We start from the raw sequence: 11,309 nt of genomic DNA, 5'->3' as shown, positions 1-11,309 counted from the left end.
TTGAGCCTTTGCCATGCCCCAAACCCAACCCGGCATTGAGGATTTTCTCCTGCGCCAACTGCGTCATCCCCAAGAAGAAGAGGAAGAAGAAGATTATTTTGACTACTTCTATGACGAGCCGGGTAGTGAACCGGGTACCCTCAGCATTGAACCCGATGCGCCCCCTTCCCGCATTGTGTTGGTGGATTATAGCCCCAGCCATGCCGTGCGAAAGTCGGATATTAGTCCCAATGCCCTGAGACCTTATTTAGGTACAAATACTGTTTCTTGGATGGATATTGAAGGTTTAGGCAGTGAAGAAGTGCTTAAGGAAGTGGGGGAAATTTTTAAATTACACCCCCTACTTTTAGAAGATATTGTTAACGTCCCCCAGCGAGCAAAGGTAGAAGATTATAACGACCATGTGATGGTTATTGCCCATCGGGTGCGTCCTAATCGGGAAGAAGATGGCTTTGAAAGTGAGCAGGTTAGTTTTGTGTTGGGCAAACGTTACCTATTAACTTTCCAGGAAGGGCACATTATTGATTGTTTTAATCCCCTAAGGGAAAGAATTCGCACCAATCAAGGTAAAGTTTGCCAACAAGGAGCGGATTATCTTTGCTATTTGTTAATTGATATGTTAATTGATGAATATTTTCCCCTCTTGGAAGATTATGAAGAACGCATTGAAGCCCTAGAAGACACCATTATTCGTAATCCCAACAGCTCATTAATGGAGGAAATTTACCATATTCGCCGGGAACTTTTAGCCCTGAGAAGGTTGATTTGGCCCCTGCGCCATGTGATGAATGTGCTGCTGCGGGACACCACCAATTCCATCGTAACAGCAGACGTAAGAATTTACTTTCGAGATTGCTACGATCACATTATTCAGGTGTTAGATATTATCGAAGCTTACCGGGAATTAGCTTCTAGTTTAATGGAGGTTTATATGACTGCCATGAGCAATAAAATGAATGAAGTAATGAAATTTTTGACCGTCATTTCTACCATTTTTATTCCCCTAACTTTTATTGCCGGGGTTTACGGTATGAACTTCAAAGAAATGCCAGAACTAAACAGCCGCTGGGGCTACTATATTACTTGGATAGTGATGCTCTTAATTGCCGGAGGATCCCTCTATTTCTTCTGGCGTAAGGGCTGGCTTAGTCCCTCCTATGATTTGGGAGAAAAGTAGCTTTTTGTTCTAAACTGCTTGAACAGACTGTAAAATCTCTTGCAGAATTTCTGTGTCTAGGCGGGGACCATAACAGGTAACTACTTTGGCGGCTGTTTCCGAAGCCAATTGCCCAGCTTTTTCATAGTCCATGCCATGGGTTAGGCCATATAAAAATCCCCCAGCGTACATATCCCCCGCTCCCACCGTATCGATGGGTTGGACTTTGGGGGTGCCAATGGTCAATAAATTCTCACCATCAAAAATTAGTGAGCCTGCTCCGCCCCTGGTCAGGGCAAAGTTTTTGGCAATACTTTTACAGTAGGCGATCGCCTGGTTGAGGTCTGAAGTACCGGCCATTTCCAGGGCTTCCGCTTCATTGGCGAATAGTAGATCTACCCCTGACCCCAGCATTTCCTTTAAACCGTCTTGAAAAAATTTGGCCATGTTGGGATCGGATAGGGATAGACAGGTTTTCACCCCGGATTGTTCGGCGATCGCCTTGGCTTCAATGCAGGCCGCTTTGGCACTGGGGGAAGTGACCAGATAGCCTTCCAGGTAAAGGTATTGGGACTGTTTTAAAGCAGACCAATCCATTTCGGTTACGGACAAACTGCCACTAATGCCCAAAAAAGCATTCATGGTGCGGTCAGCATCGGGGGTGACAAACACTAAGCATTTGCCCGTAATGCCTTCGCCAGCGGTTTCATGGTGGGGATTGGTATCGAGGCCGCAATCGTTCAAATCCTGGAGGTAAAAGGCTCCCGCTTCATCCTTACCCACTTTGCAGGCATAAAAACCCGTACCCCCCAGTTGGGCCAGGGACACCAGAGTATTGGCCGCTGATCCGCCACTGCTTTGCTTGCCACGCTGTTGGGCCAATTGGGCAATTAATTCATTTTCCCTGGCCTCTTCCACCAAGGTCATCACCCCTTTATCAATGCCTAGGCTGGCCAACTGCTCTGGGGTAACCTCAAATTCCATATCCACCAGGGCATTTCCCATGCCATAGACATCGTATTTGTGACCCATTGCAACCTCACGGATTCCACTTTATAACGAATGTTATCCTAGGGCAGAATGGCTTGACTGACAATGGTTAGATTAATTTACCGGATGGAAACGACGTTTATTATGGTCAGTTTGCGCCAAAATAATAGCAATATCACTGCTTAATTAGCACTGGCATTAATTAGTAGCGATGACGAGAGGATTGCTAAAATAAACAATAGTTAATCGAGGTTTGAGTGTAATTTTTGGTGACAATATGCCCACATCTATGTCGGAATGGAATCAATTTTTAGCCTATTTTCCCCTCGATAAAGCCAATTGGAATTTCAAAGCTTCTCAAAATTTAACTGCCCCTTTAATTTTGTACTATTCTGGTGTCCTTGCTGCCACTCCTAACCTAAGGCATTTACTGTTAGTTTCCCAGCTTAAGGGCACAGATACGGAAAGTTTTGGCAACCAGTCCATGCCCAGACCGAAAATGTTTGATCATCATGCTAGTCACGATTTCACGATGCTCTATGCCCAGGGCTCTGCGCCCCAACGGCGGGATTTATTGTTTCACTTTCAAATTAGTGGTTCTGATATTACAGCCAAGCAATTAGCCTATTTCTTGGTGGAAGCCTGTAGCAAAGCCAAAGATGAGGACCATGTTTACCTAGGCGATCGCCGCCACCGTAATTTCTGGGCCGATCTGGGCCGGACCAAATTGAGCCAATTGAATGTGGATTCTCGCATTTGGGAAGATGAGCAATCCTTGCAAATTATTTGACGGGTAGTGCTCTCCACCCCTCGGTGTAGGATCAAGGGACGGCTCAAGTAAAACCCAGCCCCTGGCCGTATTTTCGGTGGACATAATCAGGGGTTGCTTTAATGGGTAATGTTGTTGCCCGGTGCCAAGAACGTAGTTACCTGTTTGCCCTCACCATGGCTGAATCCTATCTCCTACCCGGTCAATTGTGGCCTCGTTTACTGGCCCAGAGTGACCATGCTCTCAAAACCGGTGCCCTCCAACCCATCACTACGGCGGTAACGACCCTGGAGGTGGGAGAAATAAACTTTGTGGTGCGGATTTTGACCCAAATTCATCGCAAAAAAATCATTACCGAACACCAACATCGCCAGAAAATTAATCCTTTTTTACCCTACGACGCCGATCTATTTGTGGGGCATTTTTCCCCAACCCATTTGGGATTGCTGAATAAATTTAAGGTAGTGGACCAACATTTATTAATTGTCACCCGGGAGTTTGAAGATCAACAAAGTCCTTTGACCTTGGGGGATTTTGGAGTGGCAGTACAAGTTTTAGAAGAAAAAGAAGGTTTAGTATTTTATAACAGCGGTCCCAAAGCAGGGGCCAGCCAACCCCACCGCCATTTACAATGGATACCCTTTCCCTTAGTGGAAAATGGTCAAAAATTCCCCCTGGCTGATCATTTTATTCAGGCAAAAAATCTGCCTTTTAAAACGGCGATCGCCCCCTTAACCATGGATGTGATTAACGATGCTGATGGAGGTAAAATTTGTTATCAGATTTATCAGGATCTGTTGCAGCAATTGGGATTACAAACTGCAGGGGGAGCAAAGCCCCATCCCTATAATTTACTAATGACCAGGGAGTTTTTGGCGATCGTGCCCCGTTCCCAGGAATCCTACCAAGACATTGAAGTTAATGCCCTAGGTTTTGCCGGTGGCTTATTGGTGAGAAATCAACAACAGTTAGAACTTTTACAACAATTGGGGCCGTGGCAACTATTGCAAAAAGTAGGGATAGCGCAATAGTTTCCCAAAGTTTTTCCCTAGGTTAGAGTGTGTTTAAAAAGCCCCCTGGTCCCCAAGTTTGGGGGGACGCATTCAAAGTTTCTCAGTATTGCCGGAGCGTTACTGAGGAGATTTAGGGGGCAGAATAAAACTTTTCCAACAAGCTCTTACAGTAATTGATCCACTTGCTTAGCTGTTTCAAAGAAGAAGCGGACGTTATCTTCCGGGGTGCCCACCAAAACACCGTGGCCGAGGTTGAAAATATGCCCCCCCTGCCCTGCTTTCCGCACCGTGTCTAAAATCCGTTCTTTGATGAAGTCCTGGGAACCAAATAGTACGCCGGGGTCCATATTGCCTTGGACTTTCATCTCTTTGCCCAGGCGTTGGCGGGCGTCGGCCATGTCCACCGTCCAGTCCACACTGACAATGTCCACCCCGGATTTACCCATGCGTTCCAAAATTCCGGCACTGCCGCTGATGTAAAGAATTAACGGTGTATCGGGATGGATTTCTTTGACCAGTTTGACCACTTTTTGCTGGTAGGGCAGGGCAAAGGTGTCGTAATCTTGGGGGCTTAATTGGCCGGCCCAAGAATCGAATAATTGCACCACTTGGGCACCACAGTCGATTTGGTAACGGACATAAACGGCGATCGCCTCGGCAATTTTATCGAGGAAACTGTGGAGAATGGCCGGTTCAGAAAAGGCCATTTGCTTAATTACTTTATAATCTTTGGAGCTTTTCCCTTCAATGGCATAGGCCGCTAGGGTCCAGGGAGCACCCACAAAACCCAACACAGTGGATTGGTTGCCTACTTCTTTCCGTAGCGTTCCCAAAATAGTTTTGATGAAGGGCAGACTTGATTCCGGATCTAGGGCATGGAGTTGATCCACCTGGGCTTGGGTACGGATGGGAGGGTCGATGATGGGCCCTTTACTTTCGATGATGTCGAAGGGAATGCCAATACCGGGCAGAGGAGTTAAAATGTCCGAAAACATGATCACCCCATCGGGTTGGAACGCTTGCCAGGGCTGGAGGGAAATTTCGATGGCCAAGTCTGGGTTTTCCGACCGCTCCCGGAAACTCGGATATTTATCCCGCAGATCTCGATAAACTTTCATATAACGGCCGGCTTGGCGCATCATCCACACGGGGGGACGTTTAACCACTTCGCCCCTGGCTACCCGCAGAAGGTAGGGCAAATCATTTGCTTCTGTCATTATTACTCCTAGATAAATTTTTTTTGTAAAATTACGCCTTTGCTAGCTTATCATTTCCCCCGGTGCCCCCAATCCTTGAGGATCAGGGGATTTAGTCTTTATCAGACTAATGTTCTCCCTTAGCGGCCAAAGACCCAAGACCCAAGCAGATTAGGGCGTTAACCACCAAAAAGGCGATCGCCGTGGAGCCGGTGCCAATGAGCCAAAGGGGAGTGCCCAGAAAAGCGGAGATTAAAAGAAAAACAGTGACCCCAAAACAAACTCCCAAAGACCACTGTTTCCCACTGGGGTTGCCCAGGAGCAGTAGTAGTAAGACAATGGGAATGAGGGCGCTGGCAAAAAAAGGATTTAACAAACCTGTGCCAGGGAGACTGTTACCCAACTCCGGTAAAGAACTACCCATGGCGCGGAAGGGCCATTGGGGCAAGTCAAAAATGTATAGACCCTGTAGAAAGAATAAGCCCGAGCTACCGAAAATTAATCCCCAGTTGAACGGCCAGGTAAATTGCAACGGTAGATAGATCCGCAACAGTAACACCAACAGGTATGACCCCAACACCATGGCTAATTTGGGTAGGAACGCTACGGCTCCCCCGTCGAACCAAAAGATGGGATTGAGATAACCGTTATCCCGCAACCAACGCATGAAATCCCGGAAGGAAATCTCTCCTTGTTGGGCCTGTTTGACGGCTTCCCCGGCGTTGACATGGCCAGCACCGTAGTAATTCAGACTATCGTTGGGCACAGAGCGGGCAGAGGCTTTGAGAATTTTTAATACCATTTCTGGTTCCGACACTTCGGCTATGGTTAAATTTTCTGCCGCCCTTGTCGATAAACCAACTTTTGCCTGTTGCAGTTGCACCGATTGGATCAAAGCGGCTGTGCCGGCCACATGGGGAGCCGCCATGCTAGTGCCCTGAAAACCCATCAATACTGGTTCCCTGGTATCTGGGTCAATGGTTTCTTGGAGAATTTTGCCGTCTTTGCCGTCGGTGCTACCCCCAGGAGCAGCTATGTCCACCCCTGCACCGTAATTGGAATAGTCCGCCTTATTACCCGTGGCATCGGTGGCAGCCACGCTGATTACCTTCGGGTACCGACCGGGATAGGCCGCGGCATTTTGTCCTTCATTACCCGCCGCCGCAATAATTACCACCCCTTTGCTGTAGGCGTAGTCAATAGCATCGGCCAGGGTTTTACTTTCACCGCCGCCCCCCAAGCTCATATTGATCACGCTGGCCCCATTATCTGCCGCATAGATAATGGCTTCGGCAATGTCCGCCACGGTACCGCCACCGTTGTCCCCCAGCACTTTTAGGGGCATAATTTTAGCCTTGGGGGCAATACCTGCTACCCCATATTCGTTGTTAGTGGCCTGGGCAATGGTTCCCGCCACATGGGTGCCATGGCCGTTGTAGTCGGTGGTGTCACGATTATCGTCCACAAAGTTATAGCCAGTGACAAATTGGGTTTGTCGTAAATCTGGAACCCTGGTTACTCCGGTATCAATCACCGCAACCGTTACCCCTTCCCCCTTACTACCATCCCAGGCCGATTCCATGGCGATCGCCCGGAGATTCCATTGCTTACTGTATTCAGGATCGTTGGGCACTTCTAGGGCTTGGTAAACATAGTTGGGTTCAACGTAGTCCACCTCCTTCATCAAAGGCGATCGCCGCAGCCGTTTTAAATCTTCCCCATCGCCTTTAACGGTGTAAACATAATCTTTGATCGAGAAAATACTATTAAAATCCACCGTTTTTTCTAACTTGCCATCGATGGCTTGGATATCCGCCGTCAGGGTCTGGGTGGGGATATCGTTTCTGAAGTTAATGATCAAGCTGTCGTAATTACCACGGTGGGCCAAACCATGGTGTTGGAGATAGAGATTGAGGGCAAACCACAGACCAGCAAAGAACAGAATGGTGAGGAAAAAACGTTTGATCATAGTAAATGCGGGGAACGGGACCCATTTTTCCGGGCGGAAATCAGTAAATCACACCTTGAGGGATGGATAAAACCTGGCCCGAGTGCCTGACTAATTGCAATTCTAATGGACGAATAAGGGAGATTGGCTATTTTGGTGTTGCCAAAGAAGATTTTTGCTGCGATCCCCAAGCTAACGTCGGCGGCATAAAACTTGCCCGAGATTCCCGGTGCCAAGGCTCTGAGTTAAATAAAAACGAGATTAATTCTTCCCTACCTGCCCCATCAGTTTTTCCACATCGGGGTCATAAATGCGTAGATAATTCCAATAATTACCAAAGACAGACTCCACATAACCTTTCGTTTCCGCAAAGGGAATGCGTTCCACAAATAGATCAGGGTCAGCGTTGTTAAATTCCTGTAACCATTTGGCCACATTGCCCGGCCCGGCATTGTAGCTAGCCACCGCCAGGGCAGAATTGTTGTTATAGGTTTTATGGGTATGGTCAAAATACCAAGTGCCCATATTGACGTTATCGGTGGGATCGGTGAGGGAATATTCCTTCAGACCAATTTGGGGCGCAATCCATTCTGCTGTGGCGGGCATTATCTGCATCAACCCCGTTGCTCCCACGGGAGACTGGATATTCTTCTCAAAGCGGGATTCCTGACGAATTAAGGCAGTGACCAAAAATGGATTGACCTGACGTTTTTCCGACCATTCAAAAATTAATTGTTGGTAGGGAAAAGGAAAGAGGGTTTGCCAATAATCCCTGGTACTCCGTAGTTCTTCCCATTGTTTTCTCTGTTCCGGGTCTTCAGGATTGCGCAAGTTCAGGACTTGGTTGATGCCCTGTAAATACTCCTGTTGGGTCAGCTTGAGTAAAGCTTCTGTAAAACCTTCATTTACCGTTAGCTCCGGTGTGGCTTCCCCTTCTGCCCGGGCCCGAACTTCCGCATTGAAAAGTTCGATCGCCTCTTGATCCTGGGCAAGACGATACAACTCCCGAAAGGTGGGGGAACCGGCCGGGGGTAAGGGGCGCTGATCCGGCACCGTCACCGGGGGGTTGAGGAAACGCACCGAGTTAAAGTCCCCCACCTGCCAACCCAGTAATACCGCCGATCGCCAAGCGTAGTAGGACTGGGGATATTTAGCCAAGACTGTTTCAAAAGCGGCCTTGGAATCAGCCGATCGCCCTAGTTGTTGGGCCCATTTCCCGATCCAAAAAATCGCTTTGGGGGTAACGTCACTCTGGGGATTTTGATTGGCAATTTCCTTGGCCCAGCGCCAAGCTTCAGTGTAATTGCCGGCTTTAGCAAACTCCTGGGCCTGACGCCAACGGTAATCAGCCGCAGCATCGGAATTGGGGTACTTTTGCAGGAGAGCTTGCCGGGCCTGTTGGGCTTGGTTAGCATCAAATTTCGCCAGCAGATCTATGCGGGCCGCCAAGGCAGAGGCCCCTTGGTCAGGAAATTGTTGCTCTAACTGCTGTAAATATTGCACCCCTTCCCTGGGGGGGACCAATTCCGCTAAACGTCGCAGGGCTAAAGCGGTTTCTTCGCTGTCGGGGTAGGTGGCAATTAATTGGCGATAATTTTCCTTTGCTTCATTATCTAGTTTGCTAATCTGTTGGGCCCTGGCTAAACGATAAAGATTACGGGCATTGCTGGGAGCCTTTTCATAAGGGGCGATCGCCTGGTTATAGATGCGGCGGTGCCAAAAGTTGTCCCCCATGGCCTGCCAATCCTCAGGGGTTAACTCTCCTTGGCGATTGGCTGTGAGGGAATTAATCACAGCAGCAGTGCGGCCATCGGTGGGATGATTTTGCAAAATTTGCCGTTGGATTTCTAGAGCATTAGGTTCACTTTCCAACTGCTGGTGGAGAATAGCCAAGGTGCGGGGATGGCCCGGATGGTCGGCGATCGCCTGTTGCCAATAGGTTTCATCCAAACTGCCCAAATTTTCCAGGGCATTGACTACCACAGGGGAATCGGGATATTGGTCTAAAATGTCTTGCCAAGTAGCTTCCGCTTGGTCATTTTCGTTGCTCAATTGATAGCCCCGGCCCCGCATCAGCAAAATGTAGGGCGCTAACACTGGATATTGCACTTCCAATCCTTCTAATACTCGGAGCGCCGGCCCTCCCTCAAATTCCGCCAACAAATCCCCTGCTAGCAAAAACCTAGCCCGACTTCTTTCCAGGGATAATACTTCTTGGTTGGCGATCGCCTCCAACTTACTCCGTCTTTGATCTGGGGGCAATAGAGCCAGCCTGAGCACCTCGGAATCTTGGTGTTGTTCCTGCTCGTAAGCTTTGAGTTGGGCTTCCTGTCGCCAACCGTTCACCATTTCCAAAGCCTTGGGCAGAGTCAGGGCCGTGCCCCCCACCAACAGCACTAAAATCCCTCCCAACCAGAACCAGCGTTTACCGCCGAAAAAATCCCCGGGTTGATCTTCCAATTTCTCTGGGGCAATGTAATCTGAATTTACCGGCGCAACGGCAACATTGGCTTTATTAGCTTGGCCGAATGAATTAGATAAGTAGTCTGACCCAGGTTGCCCTGCACTTTCTAGGTTTTCCGCCTCTGCTGCCAAGGACGGACTAGATAAATTCGGTAAAGATAGCCTTTTTTTCGGATTTTGCGGGGGAGGATTAATATTTTCCTCCGTTTCCCCCTGGATGCCATCCCGGTTGGCCTCCATCTGCTCCGATGAAGCATTCCCTATTGCGGTTAAATCCTTGAAATAATCCTGCAATTGGGCCTTTGATTTCTTGTGCATAATGTTGGAATAATGCCAAACCACAACTCTACCTTATCTTTGTCTGGGTTTGACTGGGGAAGGTAAGCGGGGATTATTCTGGCTGAAAGTGTTACAAACATTTTCCCAGGGGCGATCAGCCTTCAGACCAATGGTAGGGAAAACCTAAACTCACTACCTTGGCCCAGGGTACTCGTGACAGTCAAACTGCCCCCCTGCAATTCCACCAACCGTTTGGCGATCGCCAGCCCCAAACCCGTGCCGCCGGAATAACGGGAACGGGATTTATCAGCCCGCCAAAATCGCTCAAACACGTAGGGTAAATCCCCCTCTGCGATGCCAATGCCCGTATCAGTAACAGTCACCCAGAGTAAATTTTCCTTTTCCATATCTTTCCTATTCGTACAAAGATAGGCGTCGATGGTAATGGCACCGCTGGGGGTATAACGCACCGCATTGCCAATTAAATTGACCAAAATTTGCTCAGCGCGGTCCGGATCCGCCAATACCGTTGGGAGAGGAGGTTGGACAGCGAGGATTAATTCCGGGCCATCTTCCAATAACTGATCCGCAAACCGTTGTTGTAATTTTGCCAACAGGGGATAAAGGTCTAGGGGTTGCCGTTGGATAGATAAATAACCCGCTTCCACCTTGGACAGTTCTTGTAAATCCACCGTTAGCCGTTCCAACCTGCGGGTTTCCCCCACCAGTCGTTGGTATAGTTCCGGATCTCCGGCAATGGTGCCCTCCGCCAATTGTTCCAAATAGCCCCGCACCACCGTTAAAGGGGAACGTAATTCGTGGGTCAGGTCACTCACCAGTTCCCGCCGTTGTTGTTCCACATTTTCCAAGCTATCCGCCATGCGATTAAAACTTTGGCCCAACTCCTCCAATTCAGGAATGTCACTGGGGGGCATCCGGGATTGTAAATCGCCCTCTGCCAAATTTTTCGTGGCTAACTTTAGGCGATCGAGGGGTTGCATAATCCGGTCTGCGGCTAGGAAGCTTAACCCTCCAGCGGCGCTGGCCCCAAAGATAATTGCCCAGAGGGAACTGCGATTCCAGGCGGTTTCAAAACCCCGGATCAGATAGGTTTTGGCGGAACGAACAGTTATAAATCCCTGACTTTCCAACTCCTCTAGGCGCAGAACAAACATGCGGGGGGAAGATATTTTGGCCAGGGAAACGAAACTGCCCAACCCGACTAGCATCACCAGCATATGGGAAAGGAAAAGACGGGAACCAAGACTGAGTTTAGCCATAGGATTGAGGTTGGCGGATCTAAGGAGTGCCCACAATGGGGGATCATTCAGGAAAAGCAATGGCTTACTCCCCCTGGCCCCCATTTGTCTGTAGCACACCCGCAAAGCCGTAATAGAATGGGGTGATTGTTTTGCTCAATTTACCCGGGTCGGGGCATTGGGAGATTTAAAGATCCTAGGATCTGCCAGGTTATGGAGTGACCAAAAACTCGCCT

At 48.8% G+C, this 11,309-nt stretch carries 8 protein-coding genes; 3 read left to right on the top strand and 5 right to left on the bottom strand.

Features of this window, described 5'->3' with window-relative positions:
• Nucleotides 1-13: 13 nt before the first annotated feature.
• Complete coding sequence (corA, locus tag SYNPCCP_RS14865) at nucleotides 14-1,177, top strand: magnesium/cobalt transporter CorA (RefSeq protein WP_010874052.1); 1,164 nt, start codon at nucleotides 14-16, stop codon at nucleotides 1,175-1,177.
• A gap of 9 nt (nucleotides 1,178-1,186) precedes the next feature.
• Here corA and SYNPCCP_RS14860 read toward each other — a convergent pair whose 3' ends face one another.
• On the bottom strand, nucleotides 1,187-2,188 hold the full coding sequence (locus SYNPCCP_RS14860) for an adenosine kinase (protein WP_010874051.1): 1,002 nt from the start codon (nucleotides 2,186-2,188) through the stop codon (nucleotides 1,187-1,189).
• A gap of 235 nt (nucleotides 2,189-2,423) precedes the next feature.
• On the opposite strand from SYNPCCP_RS14860, the gene SYNPCCP_RS14855 reads away from it, so the two are divergent.
• Both SYNPCCP_RS14855 and SYNPCCP_RS14850 read left to right on the top strand, forming a co-directional pair.
• Complete coding sequence (locus tag SYNPCCP_RS14855) at nucleotides 2,424-2,936, top strand: hypothetical protein (RefSeq protein WP_010874050.1); 513 nt, start codon at nucleotides 2,424-2,426, stop codon at nucleotides 2,934-2,936.
• Between the two features lie 101 nt (nucleotides 2,937-3,037).
• Nucleotides 3,038-3,946, top strand: a complete 909-nt coding sequence (locus SYNPCCP_RS14850; RefSeq protein WP_010874049.1) for a DUF4922 domain-containing protein — start codon at nucleotides 3,038-3,040, stop codon at nucleotides 3,944-3,946.
• A gap of 146 nt (nucleotides 3,947-4,092) precedes the next feature.
• Here SYNPCCP_RS14850 and hemE read toward each other — a convergent pair whose 3' ends face one another.
• The 4 genes from hemE to SYNPCCP_RS14830 all read right to left on the bottom strand — a co-directional run bounded on the left by hemE (nucleotide 4,093) and on the right by SYNPCCP_RS14830 (nucleotide 11,094).
• Nucleotides 4,093-5,145 carry a uroporphyrinogen decarboxylase gene (gene hemE, locus SYNPCCP_RS14845; protein WP_010874048.1) on the bottom strand — a complete coding sequence of 351 codons (1,053 nt, stop codon included), beginning with the start codon at nucleotides 5,143-5,145 and terminating at the stop codon, nucleotides 4,093-4,095.
• 106 nt (nucleotides 5,146-5,251) lie between these two features.
• A complete protein-coding gene (locus SYNPCCP_RS14840) occupies nucleotides 5,252-7,093 on the bottom strand; it encodes a DUF5942 domain-containing protein (RefSeq protein ID WP_010874047.1) in 1,842 nt (613 codons plus the stop codon).
• A 240-nt stretch (nucleotides 7,094-7,333) separates the two neighbouring features.
• Complete coding sequence (locus tag SYNPCCP_RS14835) at nucleotides 7,334-9,853, bottom strand: transglycosylase SLT domain-containing protein (RefSeq protein WP_223211304.1); 2,520 nt, start codon at nucleotides 9,851-9,853, stop codon at nucleotides 7,334-7,336.
• Nucleotides 9,854-9,975: 122 nt separating this feature from the next.
• Entirely contained in the window at nucleotides 9,976-11,094 is a 1,119-nt protein-coding gene (locus tag SYNPCCP_RS14830; RefSeq protein ID WP_014407154.1) for a cell wall metabolism sensor histidine kinase WalK, read from the bottom strand.
• Nucleotides 11,095-11,309 lie beyond the last annotated feature (215 nt).

The organism is Synechocystis sp. PCC 6803 substr. PCC-P, from assembly GCF_000284455.1.
Lineage (GTDB): Bacteria > Cyanobacteriota > Cyanobacteriia > Cyanobacteriales > Microcystaceae > Synechocystis.
The sequence above is the reverse complement of the archived record's forward strand: the minus strand, read 5'-3'. Positions and strand labels throughout refer to the sequence as shown.